Here is a 17,524-nt window from a genome sequence, read left to right as displayed (position 1 = left end):
CCGGTGGCACGATGAAACCGGCACCACGATGGAGATACGGCACGGTGCGGCGGAGAGGAGCGGGGCGATGACCGAGGACGCGAGTGCCGGGGCCATCTCGGTGATGGTCGTCGACGATCATCCGATGTGGCGCGACGGGGTCTCCAGGGATCTCGGGGAGGCGGGCTTCCAGGTCACCGCGACTGCCGACGGGGTGGGGGCGGCCACCCGTCGCGCCGCCGCCGTCCGACCCGACGTGGTCTTGATGGACATGCAACTTCCCGACGGCAACGGCGCCCAGGCGACCGCCGAGGTGCTGCGGGTCTCCCCGGGCAGCCGGGTGCTGGTGCTGTCGGCTTCGGCCGAACGCGACGACGTGCTCGACGCCATCAAGGCGGGCGCGTCCGGGTATCTGGTCAAGAGCGCGTCGGCGGCCGAGCTGGTCGCGGCGGTGCGGGCCACGGCCGCTGGTCAGCCGGTGTTCACCCCCGGCCTGGCCGGGCTGGTGCTCGGCGAGTACCGCAGGATGGCCAGTACGCCCGCGCAACCCGACGAACCGCACCGGCCCGCCCTCACCGAACGCGAGACCGAAGTGTTGCGCATGGTCGCCAAGGGCCTGTCGGCCAAGCAGATCGCCGCCCGGCTCGGGCTCAGCCATCGGACCGTGGAGAACCACGTGCAGGCCACCCTGCGCAAACTCCAGCTGGCGAACCGGGTCGAGCTGACCCGTTACGCCATCGAGCAGGGTCTCGAGTAGGAGTTCAGGATCAGGGTTCGCCCTGATGCCGGGGTGGGTGCGACGTCGGTAACCTCGAATCATGGGCGTCCCCGAACCGGAATCCCACCGTAGGCACGACACGGTGGGTGATCGTGACCTGCGCGTCTCGGATGCCGAACGCGAACACGTCGGCCAGCTGTTGCAGCGTGCGGTCGGTCTCGGCATGCTCTCGCTCGGCGAGTTCACCGAGCGCATGGATACCGCGCTGGCGGCGAAGACGCGCGGCGAGCTCAATGCCGTGCTGATCGACCTGCCCGGTGTCCGATTGGTCGGCGACCCCGCTTTCCACGGCCATGCCTTCGGCGCGGGTGCTGCCTACCGCCGACCTCCTGCCGGGCAGCAGGCGTCCGGAAACGATTCTTCGTCGAATGTGATCCGCGCCCGGATATCCGAGGTTTCCCGGCGGGGCCGGTGGAATGTGCCGCCGACTCTGCACCTGAACAATTGGGCCGCTTCGGTGACGCTCGATTTCACCGAGGCGGTGATGTCGACGCAAGTGGTCGAAATCTTCGTGGACGATTTCTGCTCGTCGCTGAATCTGGTGGTGCCCGCGGAAGCGACGGTGAATCTCGACGGGCTCGAACTCATCGCCGCCAGTGTCGCCAACAAGGTGCGCACCGGTCCGCCGCTGGGCCCCCTGCACGTGGTGGTGCGCGGACGGGTCAGGTTCGGATCGGTGACTGCCAAACGGCCGCTGATGGACCACTGGCGCGCGTTGCTCGGCCGCTGAGATCTCGAGGCCTCCACCCGGGGCTGTGGTGGGACCCCGGGTGGAGATCGCCCGGCCCGCACGTTCGTGGCGGTGCCGGAGATATCCGGCGTGACCTTCCCCGACGAACGGTCTTTCGCCACTGCCGTGCGTCGAGCAGGAACACCGAAGATTTACCGGCAGAAGAAGATCTACAGGCAGAAGGCGACGTCGATCGGCAGGCCCGGAATCGGGATGCACACCTCCACCGAACCCGCGACGGCGGTGGCGGTGGCAGGGGCCGTGGGGGCCGCGGCGGTGGCGGTGCCCGCGCTCAGCGCGCCCGCGGTCAGGACGAGGGCGGCGAGGGCGGCGGGACGGGTGAACTTCGAAGTCATGCTTGATCCTCTGGTCGGTCGAACTGCTTTCCCCAACTGGGGGCAGGCACCATCAGACCATGCGTTGTTACCGATGGGTAGCGCTCGGTGGCGTCCCTAGGGATGAGACAAAAAGCCCCCGCGGGATTTGTGTCTTTCCACTTTTCGCGGGTCTCAGGTATTGACACCGAGACGGCGGGCAAAGGCGCGCAAAGGCATACGGCGATCGTTGTCGAGCAATTCGGAAACGATATGCCGTGGCAGCGACTGGTATTTCATCCAATCCGCGCCGCCGACACGTTCGGCGTCGAGCAGCGCGCCGAGCGCCCGGCCGTACTGACCGGTTCTGGTCCAGGCCACCGCGGTGTCGGCGAGGTGCCTGGCTCGCGACGCCTGCGGCAGACCACCGTTGACCGGCATCTGCGCGGCGGCGGTGAGCGCCTCGGGATAGCGCTCGGCGGAGACGTTCACGTCCACCGTCTGCATGACCACCTGCGAAGGGCCGAAATAGGTTTCGTAGTCCTGCCGGTCGACGCCGAGGCGCAGCGCCACCTCGCCCGCCGTCTCCAGCAGCGCCAGCGCGTCCGGCACGTTCTGGGCTCGCCCGGCCGCGGTGGCGCCCTGCAGGACCAGTGAGCCGTAGGCGGACAGATGCGCGGGCGCCACCTCGCCGTCCGGCTCGAGCTCGCTCGCCGCGCGCAGTGCCACGCCACGGGATTCGCCGTAGCGGCCCTGCACCAGCAGCTGCCAGGCCACCGAACCGCGAATGGTGGCCAGCAGCAACGGATCCTCGCCCCGTTCGGCGGCGGCCAACGCCAGGCGGATCGACAGGAACGCCGGATCGGTCTGCCCGAGATGCACCAAGGTGCAGCCGGTCACCCAGTACATCCGGGCGAGCAGTTCGTTGGCCGGGGCCACCGAGCCGTTGCGGGCGGCGTGCACGGTGGCGCGCAGCTGGGTGAGGCCGGTCGGCAGGATCGTGGTCAGCAGTCCGTAGTGGCCGGACCAGTACGCGCCCCAGGCGTAGTCGACGGCGCGGCGGCCGTCCTCCAGCGATACCGCGGCCTCCTCGGGCGCGCTGCCGAGCAGGTCGTCGACAGGAGTCAGGGCGTGGCGGATGGCCACGATGCCGGCATCCGGGTTTCCCGACGGAATGCCGTGGCGATTGCCGATCAGATCGGCGATGTCGACATCGAGGGCACGCGCGATCTTCTGCAGGCTGGCGATCGAGGCGGTCTGCCTGCCGCCCTGCTCGAGCTTGCGCACGAGATCGACGCTCACGCCGGCCTGATCGGCCAGCTGGCGTTGGGTGAGCGCCTTACCACGAAAGCGTCTGATGCGTACGCCGATCGATGAATCGTCCATGACCTCGAGCCCTTGTGTTACATCCACGTTTCAGGATACCGACGGTAGGGCCTGCATCGGTCACGAAGTGGGACATTACGTACGACTCTCCGGACACTGTTTGGAATACCGTTGTCTTTCCGCAACTTTGAGAATCCAATGTTGGGAAGGCAGGGGCGGCACATGATCACGATGCCGAGCGCTACCGCAACGCAGGCATTGCCAGTAATTCTCGCGCGCCGACCGCGCGCACGCGCCGGAATCGGGAACGGGCGACTACAGCCCCCGTCCCCGGTCCGTCTCTCGTTCACCACCACCGTCTGAGGAGCCCCCGCGCGATGTTCGAAAGCTGCCATTCGTCCCAGGAAGCGGCGCTGCTGCTGCAAGACCAGTACGGGCTGCCCGTGCAACTGCTCGGCGGCCGCCCCGTCGTCACCACCGGCAGTGTCCTGGGAGCCCTCGTCATGCCGCCCGATCTCGGCCACGACGTGCTCGAAGCACTGAACTGTTCCTACCCCGTCCCCGTGATCGCCGATCCCGGTGAACGGACCTGGACGTTCCTGGTCACCCCGCCCAGCCCGAATGCGCCGGTCGACGTGCGGGTCCGCCACCGGCTGGCCGAGCACCACGTCACCGTCGTTCCCGGCGGCCGTCACATCCTGTTGCCCACCACCGATTCCGATCGCGGCTGGCACTGGGCCGCCGAGCCCACTCCGGGCGCGCTGACCATGCCCGCCCGCTCCGCGGTGATCGACGCGGTACGCCGGGTGACCAGCCTGCCGGCCACGTCGCGCTGATCCTGCGCGGTCCCGCGCCGATCGGTGCGGGCGAGGCCGTGCGCGTGATGCGTGTGCGGTAGGCATCGGAACCGATTCGCGTAGATGTCCAGCGGCCGGGCGAGTGTTTCTACTCATGTCTGGCCCTTCCGCGCAGTCGACCATGGGTACATGACTGGTTCGATCGACCCGGCGCTGGTCTCCCGGCTCTCCGGTGAGTTCACGGCGCTGGGAACGCAGATGGGCGCTCTCGGGCGCGACCTGGATCTCCTGCACCGGCAGGTGCTTGCTTCCTTCGAGTCGGGGGCGGCAGGCGCATGGGGTCCGCCCGCACCGGCTCCGCCGACGCGGACTTCCGGGGCCTCCGGGGCTTCCGCGCCCTCCGAGGACGAATCCGCCGATGCCGGAGCCGTTTCGTCGACCGGGGCCGTGCCGGATGCCGCGTTCGCTCGAGGCGCGCCGGCCATATCGTCCTGGGCTGTACCGAGCGGCACCGAGTTCGGTTCCCCGGCCGGAGGCGCCCCGAGTACATCGGCTGGAAACGTCGGGGGCGTCGACGAAGTCGGTTCACCGGCCGGTCCGGGGACTCCCCGCGGCTTCGCTGGTCCGGGTACCGGGCCGATGCCGCCGGGTGGACCGGGTGGACCGGGTGGACCGGGTGGACCGGGTGTTCGGGGGATGCCTCCTGCGCCCGGTTGGCCGGGCGCGTGGGGTGCGCCGAATGTGCCGCGTCCGGGGTATGGGCCCGGGTACGGCCCCATGCCGCGGCCGTGGGGTGCGGGGCCTGGTGCGCCGCGGCCGGGTGTCGCGCGGCCGGGTGTCGCGCGGCCTGCGGGTCCCGGCCGGGCCGTCGCGCAGGCGACTCCGTGGTGGCAGCGGGACGGGATGATCAGCCGGATTCTGGCGGTGGCCGGAGTCGGGGTGACCTTGATCGGTGTCGTCATGTTGCTGGTGCTGGCGGCTCAGGCGGGGTTCTTCGGCCCGCTGCCGAGGGTCGTCGCGGGTGCGGCATTCTCGGCGGCCCTGGTCGTCGCGGGTATCCGGGTCGCGGGCCGGACCGGCGGACGGGTCGGCGGGATCGCGTTGGCGGCCACCGGAATAGCGGGCGGGTACCTGGATGTCATCGCGGTGACCGCCATCTACGACTGGTTGCATCCGGTGCCGGGGTTCGGGGTGGCGCTGGCGGTGGCGGCCGGTGGTGTGGCGTTGGCGATGCGGTGGAACTCCCAGCCGCTGGCGGTTCTGGTGGTGGCGGGCGCCGCGCTGTCGGCCCCGTTCGTGACGACCGAGACGGTGCTGCTGACCTTCCTGATCGTGTTGCAGCTGAGCTGCCTTCCGGTGCATCGGGTGCGGGACTGGCCGTATCTGCACGTCGTCCGGACGTTGCCGGTGGTGGTCGCGGCGATCGTGCTCATCGCGGTGGCCGCGATCGACACCCCGCACGAGCACGTCGGCACACTGATGGCCGCGGCGGTCGCGATCGCGGTGGTCGGACTGGCGGGCGCCCTGCTGGTGACACGGGTCCGGTCGGCCGACCTCACCGCGAGCCTCGCACTCGCGGCGGCGGCCACGCCGTTGCTGGTGGCCGCCCCCGCTCTGCTCGAGCGACGGACCGCGGTCTACGTCGCGCTCGGTTACGCGACGGTTCTGCTGGCGGTGTCGGCGGCGCACCTGATGCCGAGACTGCGTGCGGCGACCGGGATCTCGGGACACACCGCGCTCGTCACGGCCGTCGTGGGCGCGCTCGCCTTGCTGGAAGCGTGTGTGGGCGGGACGGATTCGCGGACGCTGCCGATCGCGCTGTTCCTGGTGGCGCTCGGGTTCACCGGGGTCGCCGGACAGCAGCGTTCACGCGTCGCGGCCGGCCTCGGCGCCACGTTCGGCGTCCTCGGCGGCCTGACCTTCCTGGCCGAGGCCGGACCGGAAACCCTCGCCTCCCGGCAGATCGCGCAGGACGCCCTCGGTACCGGTACCGCGGTGGCGGCGATCGCCGGACTCGCCGTGCTCGCGGTGACGGTGTGGAGCCTGCGCCGCATCGGCACGGCGGACGCCACGGCCCCCGACACGGGTGAATCGGCCGTGTGGGTCGTGGCGAGCGTGGCGGCGCTGTACCTGGTGACCGCCGCGTCCGTCGCGATCGGCGTCGCCGCCGGCGGCGGAGACGGGTTCGTCGTCGGCCACAGCGCGGCCACCATCCTGTGGATGGCGAGCGCCACCGGCGCCCTGTTCTACGGACTGCGCAACCTCTCGGCGTCATCCGGCGCGATCGCCAAGGTGGCGCTCGGCTCCGGCCTGCTGCTGACCGCGGCGGCCATCGCCAAACTGTTCCTCTTCGACCTGGCCACCCTCGACGGATTCGTCCGGGTGATCGCTTTCCTCGCCGTCGGCGTCCTGCTGCTGCTCACCGGCACTCGCTACGCCCGCGCTTTCGCCGAGGCGGGAGAACGCGCGGACCGATCACAACCCGTCCCCCCGGCCGGCGGCACCGAAGACAGCGACTCCCCGGCCACCGGCGGGGCCGAGGAGAGCGGTCGGTGGCCTTCAGGCCACGGCGGGCCCGGCGGTCCGGGAACCGAAGGAGCCGGTGCCGGGGACAGCGACTCCCCGGACTCGAGCGTCGGCAGAGCTGGTGAGCCCGGCCCGGCGAGTGAGCCCGGCCCGGCGGGGGATCAGTCCTCGTCGTCCTGACGGCGCAGCAGTTCGTCGACGCTCACCGACTGGTCGTCACCGCTGTGGTGGCGGCCTTCGTCGGGACCGGGCTGCGGGCGGTGACTCTCGTCGGCACCGGGCTGCGGGCGGCGGCGCGAGGAACGCAGTTCGGCCATCCAGTTCTCGATGCTGGTCCGGTTGTCGCCGGACGGCTCACCCGGATCCGATGCGCCGCGCGGAGATTCGCCGGGTGCGCCGGAGCCCGGCGGGACCGGGGTGTTCGAATTGCCGCCGGGTCCGTTCGGGGCTGAACCGAGTCCCACCGGTGTAGCAGCAGGTCCGTTCGGCGTCGCGGCGGGTCCGTTCGGGACCGAATCGAGTCCGCCCGGTGTGGCAGCAGGTCCGTTCGGCGTCGCGCCGGGGTTGGTCGAGACCGTGCGAGGGCTGGTCGAGGCCGGTCCGGGCCCGTTCGGAACCGGGTGGGACCCGTAGGGAATCGGACGCGGGCTGCCAGGGGGCCCGCCAGGGCCTGCCGGGGCAGCGCCCGGACCATTCGGGTCGGCACCGGGGTCGCTCGGGCCCGAGCCGGGGCCGAGCGGGACCGAACCAGGACCACCGGCGATCGGGCCGGGGCCGCTCCGGAACAGGCCGGGGCCGTTCGGGGTGGCGCTGGGTCCGTTCGGGGTTATGACGGGTCCGTTCGGAGTCTGGCCCGGACGGTTCGGGCCGAGAGCGCCCGGCGGCACGGGTCCGTTCGATGGCCTGCCCGGCACAGGGGACGTGCCGTTCTGCGTGGCCCCCGTGGGTGCGGCGGGCGGAACGGGACGCGGTCCACCGGCGTGCGGCCGGGTCGGCTCGCCCATCGAGACATCGGCGGGCGGGCGAGGCCGTACCGGCGGTCGCGGCGGATTCGGAGCGCTCTTCGCCTGGCCGGGGCTCATCTGCGGCGGCAGCGACAGGCTGCTCGCTCCGGCCGGCGGCTGTCCGGCAGGCGACTGCCCGGCAGGTCGCTGCCCCACGGCCGGCCGGCCGGTGGGGGGCTGACCGGTAAAAGCCTGCCCCACCGACGGCTGACCGGCGGGGGACTGACCGGCAGGGGACTGACCGGATGGCTGATCGGCGGACGTCCCGGCCCGTGGCCGCGTCGGATCGGGCGCGGCAGGCATCGGACCGCGTGGCGCGGAGGGACGACCGGCGTCGGCGCGGCCCGGCGCTTCGGCCCGTTCCGGAGTATCGGTCTGCGCCGAGGAGACATCGTCGATGCGCTGAGTCGGCGCCTCGGCCTCGATCTCCGCGACGGTGCGCACCCGGCGAGGCGATTTGCGCTGCTTGTCCTCCGGCAGGGCGGGCATGAGCATGGTGACCGGATCGGTGATCGGGGTGGTCTTGATCAGGTCGACCACCTCACCGCCGCCGGGACGCTCGTCGTCGAGGATGGGTTCGCCGAGGCCGAGCTTCTCCTGGATGCGCTTCATCCAGGCCGGCGCCCACCAGCAGTCGTCGCCGAGCAACTTCATGGTCGCGGGGACCAGCAGCATGCGCAGGATGGTCGCGTCGATGAACAGCGCCGCGATCAGGCCGTAGGCGATGTACTGCATCATCACCAGGTCGGAGAAGGCGAACGCGCCGACGACCACGAGCAGGATGAGCGCGGCGGCGGTGATGATGCGGCCGGTGTGCGCGGTGCCCGCGCGTACCGCCTCGGTGGTCGAGGCGCCTTGATTGCGTGCCTCGACCATGCGGGATATCAGGAAGACCTCGTAGTCGGTCGACAGACCGTAGATCACCGCGATGATCAGCACGAGGACCGGCGACATGATCGGCTGCGGGGTGAAGTTCAGTACCCCCGCGCCGTGACCGTCGATGAAGATCCAGGTCAGAATGCCCAAAGTGGACCCGAGGCCCAGCGCGCTCATCAGCGCGGCTTTGATCGGCAGCACCAGCGAACCGAAGGTGAGGAACATCAGCACCGTGGTGACGAACAGAACCAGCGCGATCATCAGCGGCATACGGTTCAGCAGCGCGTCGACGCTGTCCTTGGTGATGGTCGGCTGTCCGCCGACGTAGAGCTCGACGTTGTCGGGCACCTCCATCGACCGCAGGAAATCGATCGTCGGGTCGGCGTTCTCCGAGTCCGCGAGCGTGGCGCTGGTCCGGTACACGTCGGGCTCGGTGGTCGAGCGGCTGGGAACGCCGAAACCGCCGATCAGCCCGGGCGCCTCGCCCGCCTGCTTCCACACCTTGCCGACGGCGGAGCTGTCCTCGGAGACCATGACCAGCTGCACCGGGTCGGTCTTCTTCAGCGGGAAGACATCGTAGAAGTTCTCCAGCGCGACCCGGACCTTGTTGTCCGGCGGCAGGTAGCGCTCGTTGATGCCGCCGAAGGCCAGGTTCTTCACCGGGATGATCAGCAGCAACAGCAGGATGGTGATCGGCACCGCGATCTTGAGCGGATGCTGCATCACCCACTGGGTGGTCCGGCCCCAGAAGCCGTTCTCGACCTCTTCGGCGGTCTTGGTCTGCCGGAAACGCTTCAGGCCGAGCATGTCCACGCGCCGACCGAGCACGCCGAGCATGGCGGGCAGGATCGTGATCGCGGTGAGGGCGGCCAGGGTGACCGTCGCGATGGTGCCGTAGGCCACCGATTTCAGGAAGCCCTGCGGGAACAGCAGCATGCCGCCGAGGCTGGCCACGATCATGGTCGCGGAGAACACCACGGTGCGCCCGGCGGTCATCACCGTGCGACGGACCGCGGCGCGGGGTTCGTAGCCTTCGGCGAGTTCTTCGCGGAATCGGCTGACGATGAACAGGCCGTAGTCGATGGCCAGGCCGAGACCGATCATCGAGACGACCGCGCCGACGAAGGAGTTCACCTCGGTGACCTTCGTGAGCGCCATGATGATGCCGTTGGCGCCGAGCACGGTCAGGCCGCCGACGACCAGCGGCAGCCCGGCGGCGATCAGGCCGCCGAAGACGAAGAACAACAGGACACCGACGGCGGGAATGGCCATCAGCTCCATGCGCTTCTGGTCGCTGGCCATGGTGTCGTTGAGTGTGCCCGAGACCGCTTGCAGGCCGGTGACCTGCACATCGACGCCGTCGATACCGAAGACGTCCTTCACCTCGCGGTAGTTGCGCACCATGTCGGTGTCGTTGTCGCCGACGATGGCGATCGAGGCGAAGGTGTACTTCTTGTCCTGCGACCCGAAGGTGAGCGGTACGCCCGGACCGGTATCGGTCGGCCAGTACGCGCCGTTGACCTTGGCGATCTGCTCCGGGTGCTCCCGCGGCAGCCGGTTGAGGCTGTCGACGACCTTGTCCCGGAACTCCGGGTCGTCGATCGTCTTTCCCTCGGGTGCGGTGTACAGCAGGATCACGTCGCTGGTGTGATCGCGGCCGAATGCCGAGTCGGCGATGCGCGCGGCCTGCGCCGACTCGGAGTTCGGATCGTCCCATCCGCTGGAGCTCAGATGGTCTTCCAAGCCGAAGCCGTAACCACCCAGTCCCAGCATCGCCGCGGTGACGATGCCGATGACGGCGAAGCGGAAACGGTAGACCAGATCGCCCCAGCGTGTGAACACTAAGCGACTCCTTGACCGGGGCGAGAGGTGAGCAGTGCCGACAGCGGCCGGAACGGCTGCAGCCAGGCACCCTCGTCGGGCAGCGAATCGAGGCTAACCCGTGGGAGCGGTTCGCGGAACACGCCCGGGATGTCCTCGAGATCGATGAACTCGAGAGTATCGGATGTGACCGCCCAGCTCGCATGCTCACGGAAGCCGAGCACCTGCGCGGGAACCCCGCGCGCGGCGAGACGTTCGAGCGGTTCACGGAAAGCCTGGCCGTCGGCCGAGGCGACCATGATTCCGGCCAGTCCCGCACCGCGACTGCGCATCTCGATGTGCGCGAGCATGTCGGCGTCGACGTCGGAGTCCTCGTCGATCTTGGGCTTGGCGAACACCGCGTAGCCGACGTTGCGCAGCGCCTCCACCCAGGGGCGCACCACATCGGCGGTGCCGGGGGCGATGTTGGTGAACACCGTCGCCTCCGGCTCGATGCGGCCGCCGCCGCCCGCGGACAGTTCGGCGGTCCGAGCCAGCAGCCAGCGCCCGAGCGCGTCGAAGCGGGGCCGGTAGGCGGCGGTCGGGCGGCCGCCGAGGATGGCGCCCAAGCCCATGTCGAGGTTGGGCGCGTCCCAGATCAGCAGCACCCGGCGCACGTCCGGCGCGGCGCCGCCCGCACTGTCGGCTCCGGTTCCCTGCACCTCCCCCGCAACACCCCCGGCCGAGTCGGCCATCGCACTGACGCTCATCATTCGATCTTGCCCCAGATGAACTCGGTGATGGCGCTGCCCGCCCTGTGTGCCTTGCCCTCGAATTTGGTGACCGGGCGTTCGTAACCGATCGGACAGTGCCGGGCGAGCAGCTCGGCGCTGCCGCCGGTGGTCTCGTTCAGGCCGGTCAACAGGGGTTCGCCCGCCCCGACCTCGGCGATGTGCTCGGCGTAATCGGCGTGGTCGGTCGCGACGTGCAACACACCGCCGGGCCGCAGCCTGCTCGCGATGAGCGAGAGCGTGGCCGGCTGCAGCAGCCTGCGCTTGTGGTGGCGGGCCTTGGGCCACGGGTCGGGGAAGAACACACGCACGCCGGTCAGCGACTCGGCAGCAATCATGTGCTCGAGTACGTCGACGGCGTCGCCGCGCAGCAGCCGGATATTGCCGATGTCGTCGCGCTCGATCCGCTGGACCAGCTGGGCCAGGCCGGGCTGGTACACCTCGATGCCGATCAGGTCGACGTCCGGTTCGGCCTGGGCCATCGCGGCGGTGGCGGTGCCGGTTCCGCAGCCGATCTCGATCACCAGCGGAGCCTTGCGGCCAAACCAGGCTTCGGTGTCGAGCGGCTCGTCACCGACCTCGCGGCCGATCTTCGGCCACATCCGATCCCAGGCGCCCTGCTGATTCGGCGTCAGGGCGCCGCGCCGTGACCGGAAGCTGGTCACGCGCGGGTAGAGCCGGGAGCCGGTGGTGGATCGTCTGCCTGCTTCGAGCGGGGCCGATGCTGTGGACGGCCTGCCCGGAACCGACTCGACAGTGTGGTTGGCGGCGTCGTTCACGACGTCCATTGTCCAGCATCGACGCATGGGCTCGGCAACCGAACCCCGACCGCACGGTCTCACCGGCGCGGCGGGCGCCGGAACTAGACTGCTCGTATGAGTTCTCCCACGGTGTTCGTCACCGGTGCCGCCGCCGGGATCGGCCGGGCCACGGCCCTGCACTTCGCCTCGCGCGGTTACCTGGTGGGTGCATTCGACATCGATGAGATCGGCCTGGGCAGATTGGCCGGCGAGATCGAGACGGCGGGTGGCAAGGTGCACACCGGCGTGCTCGATGTCACCGACGACGCGCAATGGCAGCAGCGGCTGGCCGAGTTCCATCAGGCGCACGGCCGGCTGGACATCCTGATCAACAACGCCGGAATCCTGCGCTCGGGCCCGTTCGAGGCCATCGACCTGCGCGAGCACCACGCCATGGTGGCGGTGAACGTCGACGGCGTGATCTCCGGCGCGCACCACGCCTTCCCGTACCTGCGCGAGACCACCGGCGCGCAGCTGGTGAACATGTGCTCGGCCTCGGCGCTCTACGGTCAGCCCGAGTTGGCCACCTACGGGGCGACCAAATCGGCGGTCAAGAGCCTGACCGAGGCGCTGGATCTGGAGTGGGCGCGCCACGACATCCGCGTGATCGCCATCTGGCCGCTGTTCGTGGCGACCGCGATGGTCGACGGCCTGGACACCGGCAGCGCCCGGTCGCTGGGCGTGCGCCTGACCGCCGAGGATGTCGCGAAGGGCGTCTGGAGCGCCACCCGCCGCCGGGGCAGGCTGCCGCGAGTGCATTACGAGATCGGCGCGCAGGCCAAGGTGCTGGCCCTGTCGGCGAAGTTCGCGCCCAGCTGGGCGGCGCGCGCGGTGAACAAGTACGTCACCGGTTCCTGACCGGCACCCATCCCCTGAAACGGTCGCGTCTGACAGAATTCGCACGGTCGAAGGGGGTTGATACCGATGCAGGTACGCGCTGGTCTCAGCGGGCGCACACAGGAACCGGCCGCACCACGCGACCACGCCGGACTGGATCGGCTGCTGGCCGATCTGCATGCGCTCGGCGGAGCTGACATCGCGATCGGGCAGCACGCCGACCGCGCCGCCGATCTCTGGCGCACCCCGCCGCGCATCCAGGTGACCGGCCGCGCGCACACCGGCCGCACCACCGTGTTGCACGCCCTGGCGCTGATGTCGGCGGTGGAGACCGAGCCGATCGACGAACCGGGCGCACCCGATCCCGAACTCGACGCCGATCTCGTCGTCTACGTGCTGGCGGGTGCGCCGCAACCGGCCGACCGCCGGGTGCTGGCCGCGCTGCCGCCGCAGCACACCGTGGTGGTGTTGAACAAGGCCGACGCCATCGGCTCGTCCTGGGCCGACGCGGTCGCCGCCGCCGAACAGTACGGCCGCGAACTGCGCAGGCCCACCCTGCCGGTGGTCGCCTCGCTCGCGACCAGGACCAGGGCGGGCGCGGTCACCGACGAAGATCTGACCGTGCTGCGCACGCTGGCCGCCGACACCGATCCCGCGCTGACCCTCTCGCCCGATCTCTTCGTCGCCGCCGCGGCCGGGGAGCATGCCCGCGAACGCGAGGACCTGTTGCGCCGCTGGGACCTGCACGGCGTCGCCTGCGCGCTGGCCGCGCTGCGTCACGACCCGGCCCTCACCGGCCCCGCCCTGCTGCAGGTGATGCACGCCGCCAGCGGTATCGACGCGCTGCACCGCCTGCTGCACCGCCGCTACGAACAGGCCGCGGCCCTGCGCGGCGGCGACCTGCTCGACCGTCTGTCCAGGCTTGCCGCGCGCTCGGTACCCGAAGCAGGTGGCCGCGCCCGCGACCTCATCGAGGACTATCTCGCCGGCGACGAAGCCGTCTGGCTCGGCCTGTGCGCGGGCCTGGCGCACCCCTCGGTCGCGCACCTGGCCGCGGGCTATCCGGCCGTCACCCCGGCCGACGCCGACGACGCGCTGTCCCGGGCGGCCCGCTGGCGCGCCGTCGTCGCCGGCGACCTGCCACCCGCCGCCCGCCGCGCCGCCCTGCGCGTGCACAACGGCTACATCCGGCTATGGGGGCGGATGAGCAGTGCCGGATTCTGATCCCGCCGGCCCCTCCGGTTCCGCCGAGGCCGCCGGTCCGCCCGTGGCCGACCTGGAACAGGTGGTCGCACGATGGAATCCGCAGGGCATGGCGCTGCTACGGGCGCTGCGCACGCCAGGGGGCGCCGCCGCCGACGAGGTCGCGCTGGTGGCCCCGGACGATGCCAACACCACGTTGTTGCGCGCGGAGCTGGCGCGCCTGACCCCACGGGTCACGCTGACCGATGTGCTCGCCGATCTCGCCGCTGTCGAGACCACTCTCGGTGCGACGGCCGCACCGCCCGCGGTGGCGCTGGTCCTGCTGGACGCGGGCAGTGTGCTCGGCGCCGATGCCGTGCGGCTGATCACCAGGCTGCGCGCGGCCGGGACCACCGTCCTGCTCGCCATGAACAACATTCACGCCCACGCCGACTGGCGGGAGGCACGCGACCGTGATCTGGCGGTGCTCGCCGCCCACGGCTTCGCCGATCTGGATGTCCTGCCGGTCTCGGCCCGGCTGGCCGCCGCCGCCAGGTCCGCAGACACCGCGCTGCTGGACCGCTCGGGCCTGGGCGCTCTGCACGCGGCGCTGATCGCCGCGACGGCGGGCGGCGGCGCGTCCGAGGAACGGGCGCGCGCGACCGTGCTCACCCGGGTGCTCACCGACACCCGCGCTCGGGTCGCCGAGCAGATGGAGTCGCTGCGGACCAATGCGGACGCCACCCGTTGGCGGGCCGAGCGAGCCGCGCTGCTGGCCGCCAGGGACGGTGGCCGCGCCGCCGCCATGTCGACGCTGCGTGGCCGGTTGCATCTGGCTCGCGTCGACCTGATCACCGAGACCGGCGCTCAGGTCCGCACGCTGCACGCCGCGGCCCGCACCGAGATCGACCGGCTGCCGCGCGCCGAGCTCGGCGATTACCCGTTGCGATTGCAGCAGGCGGTCACCGACCTGACCTCGGTCGTCGATCGCGCCGTCGACCGCAGGATCGGCGAGATCGGCAGGCGCATCGACGCGGCGGTCACGACGGCCGACGCGGCAGGCACCGGGCCCACGACAGCCGATGTCGGCGGACCTGACGCCGAACCGCTTCGGGCGCACCGGACCGAGGTGCTCGGGCCGGGCACCGAGGTGCTCGACGCGCACGCGCACCCGTCCACAGGGCGCGGAACCGACCCCGCGCCGCGCGTCGGTCCCGACCCCGAACCCCGGCACGCGGGGGTGGAAGACCACTTGATGGTGGCGTTCGGCGCGTCGGCGGGAGCCGGCCTGGGCAGGCTGCTGGTGTCGCCGTTGTCCTTGGTGCCCGCGCTGGAGATGGCAAGCGTTCCGGTAACCCTCGCACTGGGCGGTCTGGCGGCCTGGTGGGTGGTGCGCGCACGCAGGCAGGTCGCCGACCGCGCGCACCTGCGGCAGTGGGTGGCCGAGGCGCTGGTGACGGTGAAGGCGCAACTGGAGCAGCGGGTGGCGACCGCGCTGGTGGAGACCGAAACCGCGCTCACCGAACGGGTGATGCGGATCTGTGCCGAACACATCGTCGACAACGACCGCAGGGTCTCGGAATTGGAGGCGCGGATTCGGCGCGCGGCCGCCGAACGCCCCGGTCAATTGGCCGCATGTGAACGAGACATCGCGGTACTCGAGCAATACCTGGCAACCGCTCGCTGATACCGGGACCGGCTGCGCGCCGATGTCTCGAATCGGTTGGCCCGGAGCATCGTGGCTGTTGAATAGGTCACTGAATGGGTACATATTCCACAACCCGGCTCTGTTCCAGCCGTCACGCCACGTTAACCTCTAATCAGGAACCTGGGCGTCCGCTGCGTCCCGAAGTACGCGGTCCAGCCGGGGCCGCGTGGTCATGGTGGTCGTAGCGGGTGCCGTGAGCCGCCCATCTCAGGAGAGTTTTCATGACCTCAGCGACCATTCCTGGTCTTCGTGGATCCGACGGCCAGGCGCCGACCGAGCACAGCGAACTTCTCGCCTGGGTACAGGAAGTGGCGGAACTCACCCAGCCGGCGCAGGTGGTATGGGCGGATGGTTCCGATGCCGAATGGGAGCGGCTCACCGAGCAGTTGGTCGCGGCGGGCACCTTCAAGCGCCTCGACGAGAAGAAGAAGCCGAATTCCTTCTTAGCGTTGTCCGATCCGTCGGACGTGGCCCGGGTGGAATCGCGCACCTTCATCTGCTCCAAGAGCGAGGCGGACGCGGGCCCGACCAACAACTGGGTCGATCCCGCCGAGATGCGCGCGACCATGACCGAGCTGTACCGGGGCAGCATGAAGGGCCGCACCCTCTACGTGGTGCCGTTCTGCATGGGCCCGCTCGACGCCGAGGATCCCAAGCTGGGCGTGGAGATCACCGACTCCGAGTACGTGGTGGTCTCCATGCGCGTGATGACCCGCATGGGCCGGGCCGCGCTGGACAAGCTGGGCGCCGACCGCCCGTTCGTGAAGGCGCTGCACTCGGTGGGCGCCCCGCTGGCGGAGGGCCAGGCCGACGTGCCGTGGCCGTGCAACGACACCAAGTACATCACCCACTTCCCCGAGGACCGCGAGATCTGGAGCTACGGCTCCGGCTACGGCGGCAACGCGCTGCTGGGCAAGAAGTGCTACTCGCTGCGCATCGCCTCGGCGATGGCCCACGACGAGGGCTGGCTGGCCGAGCACATGCTGATCCTCAAGCTGATCTCGCCCGAGGACAAGGCCTACTACGTCGCCGCCGCGTTCCCGAGCGCCTGTGGCAAGACCAACCTGGCGATGATCCAGCCGACGGTCCCGGGCTGGCGCGCGGAGACCCTGGGCGATGACATCGCCTGGATGCGATTCGGCAAGGACGGCCGTCTCTACGCGGTGAACCCGGAGTTCGGCTTCTTCGGTGTGGCGCCGGGCACCAACCACAGCTCGAACCCGAACGCGATGGCGACCATGGAGGCGGGCAACACCGTCTACACCAACGTCGCGCTGACCGACGACAACGACGTGTGGTGGGAAGGCCTGGAGGGCGAGCCCGACCACCTCACCGACTGGAAGGGCAACGACTGGTACCTCCGCGAGACGGAGACGCTGGCCGCGCACCCGAACTCCCGCTACTGCACCCCGATGTCGCAGTGCCCGATCCTGGCCCCCGAGTGGGACGACCCGCAGGGTGTGCCGATCTCGGCGATCCTTTTCGGCGGCCGCCGCAAGACCACCGTCCCGCTGGTGACCGAGTCCTTCGACTGGCAGCACGGCGTGTTCATGGGCGCGACGCTGTCCTCGGAGCAGACCGCCGCCGCCGAGGGCAAGGTCGGCACCGTGCGTCGCGACCCGATGGCGATGCTGCCGTTCCTGGGTTACCACGTGGGCGACTACCTGGATCACTGGATTCAGCTCGGCAAGAACGCCGACGCGAACAAGATGCCGAAGATCTTCTACGTCAACTGGTTCCGCCGTGGCGAGGACGGCCGCTTCCTGTGGCCCGGCTTCGGTGAGAACTCCCGCGTGCTGGAGTGGATCGTCGGCCGCATCGAAGGCACCGCCGCCGCCGAGGAGACTCCGATCGGCAACGTGCCGCGCGCGGCGCATCTGGACCTGGACGGCCTCGACGTGGACGCCGGCGACGTGGACGCCGCGCTCGCGGTGGAGGTCGAGGAGTGGCGCAAGGAACTCCCGCTGATCGAGGAGTGGTTCGAGTTCGTCGGTGACAGGCTGCCCAGCGGCGTCCGCGACGAATTCGAGGCGCTGAAGCAGCGTCTGGGCTGAGCGGCGGGTTCGCCGTAACACC

The 17,524-nt window shown here is 70.4% G+C and carries 13 protein-coding genes; 8 read left to right on the top strand and 5 right to left on the bottom strand.

Features of this window, described 5'->3' with window-relative positions; translation table 11 throughout:
* Positions 1-67: 67 nt before the first annotated feature.
* Both NS3_RS01660 and NS3_RS01655 read left to right on the top strand, forming a co-directional pair.
* Positions 68-736 carry a response regulator gene (locus tag NS3_RS01660; RefSeq protein WP_067852536.1) on the top strand — a complete coding sequence of 223 codons (669 nt, stop codon included), beginning with the start codon at positions 68-70 and terminating at the stop codon, positions 734-736.
* 103 nt (positions 737-839) lie between these two features.
* A complete protein-coding gene (locus tag NS3_RS01655; protein ID WP_157101125.1) occupies positions 840-1,487 on the top strand; it encodes a DUF1707 SHOCT-like domain-containing protein in 648 nt (215 codons plus the stop codon).
* A gap of 170 nt (positions 1,488-1,657) precedes the next feature.
* On the opposite strand, the gene NS3_RS01650 is transcribed toward NS3_RS01655, so the two are convergent.
* Positions 1,658-1,843, bottom strand: a complete 186-nt coding sequence (locus NS3_RS01650; protein WP_067852532.1) for a hypothetical protein — start codon at positions 1,841-1,843, stop codon at positions 1,658-1,660.
* Between the two features lie 153 nt (positions 1,844-1,996).
* A complete protein-coding gene (locus NS3_RS01645) occupies positions 1,997-3,187 on the bottom strand; it encodes a helix-turn-helix domain-containing protein (protein ID WP_067852530.1) in 1,191 nt (396 codons plus the stop codon).
* A gap of 317 nt (positions 3,188-3,504) precedes the next feature.
* On the opposite strand from NS3_RS01645, the gene NS3_RS01640 reads away from it, so the two are divergent.
* Together NS3_RS01640 and NS3_RS01635 are read left to right on the top strand one after the other, a co-directional pair.
* Positions 3,505-3,963, top strand: coding sequence for a hypothetical protein (locus NS3_RS01640; RefSeq protein ID WP_067852528.1), 459 nt, complete (start codon positions 3,505-3,507; stop codon positions 3,961-3,963).
* 864 nt (positions 3,964-4,827) lie between these two features.
* Positions 4,828-6,630, top strand: coding sequence for a DUF2339 domain-containing protein (locus NS3_RS01635; protein WP_157101107.1), 1,803 nt, complete (start codon positions 4,828-4,830; stop codon positions 6,628-6,630).
* Here the strand turns inward: NS3_RS01635 and NS3_RS01630 are convergent.
* From NS3_RS01630 to trmB, 3 genes are read right to left on the bottom strand one after another with little or no spacing between them, the layout of a single operon-like run.
* Entirely contained in the window at positions 6,612-10,172 is a 3,561-nt protein-coding gene (locus tag NS3_RS01630; RefSeq protein WP_067852526.1) for an MMPL family transporter, read from the bottom strand. The two genes, NS3_RS01635 and NS3_RS01630, sit on opposite strands and share 19 nt — an antisense overlap.
* On the bottom strand, positions 10,172-10,900 hold the full coding sequence (locus tag NS3_RS01625) for an NYN domain-containing protein (RefSeq protein ID WP_067852524.1): 729 nt from the start codon (positions 10,898-10,900) through the stop codon (positions 10,172-10,174). The genes NS3_RS01630 and NS3_RS01625 overlap by 1 nt, the downstream gene beginning before the upstream one ends.
* Positions 10,900-11,709 (bottom strand): tRNA (guanosine(46)-N7)-methyltransferase TrmB, encoded by an 810-nt coding sequence (trmB, locus tag NS3_RS01620; protein ID WP_067852522.1) that lies wholly within the window; start codon positions 11,707-11,709, stop codon positions 10,900-10,902. The genes NS3_RS01625 and trmB overlap by 1 nt, the downstream gene beginning before the upstream one ends.
* A gap of 87 nt (positions 11,710-11,796) precedes the next feature.
* On the opposite strand from trmB, the gene NS3_RS01615 reads away from it, so the two are divergent.
* The 4 genes from NS3_RS01615 to NS3_RS01600 all read left to right on the top strand — a co-directional run bounded on the left by NS3_RS01615 (position 11,797) and on the right by NS3_RS01600 (position 17,502).
* Positions 11,797-12,579: an SDR family oxidoreductase gene (locus NS3_RS01615; protein WP_067852520.1), complete on the top strand. Its 783-nt coding sequence runs from the start codon at positions 11,797-11,799 to the stop codon at positions 12,577-12,579.
* A 66-nt stretch (positions 12,580-12,645) separates the two neighbouring features.
* On the top strand, positions 12,646-13,782 hold the full coding sequence (locus NS3_RS01610; protein WP_067852518.1) for a hypothetical protein: 1,137 nt from the start codon (positions 12,646-12,648) through the stop codon (positions 13,780-13,782).
* A complete protein-coding gene (locus NS3_RS01605) occupies positions 13,769-15,427 on the top strand; it encodes a coiled-coil domain-containing protein (RefSeq protein WP_067852516.1) in 1,659 nt (552 codons plus the stop codon). The genes NS3_RS01610 and NS3_RS01605 overlap by 14 nt, the downstream gene beginning before the upstream one ends.
* Before the next feature lie 242 nt (positions 15,428-15,669).
* On the top strand, positions 15,670-17,502 hold the full coding sequence (locus tag NS3_RS01600) for a phosphoenolpyruvate carboxykinase (GTP) (protein ID WP_067852514.1): 1,833 nt from the start codon (positions 15,670-15,672) through the stop codon (positions 17,500-17,502).
* The last annotated feature ends 22 nt before the right edge of the window (positions 17,503-17,524 follow it).

This window comes from Nocardia shimofusensis NBRC 100134 (assembly GCF_001613125.1).
GTDB lineage: Bacteria > Actinomycetota > Actinomycetes > Mycobacteriales > Mycobacteriaceae > Nocardia > Nocardia shimofusensis.
Note: the sequence above shows the minus strand (reverse complement) of the source record. Positions and strands in the feature narration are given on the sequence as shown.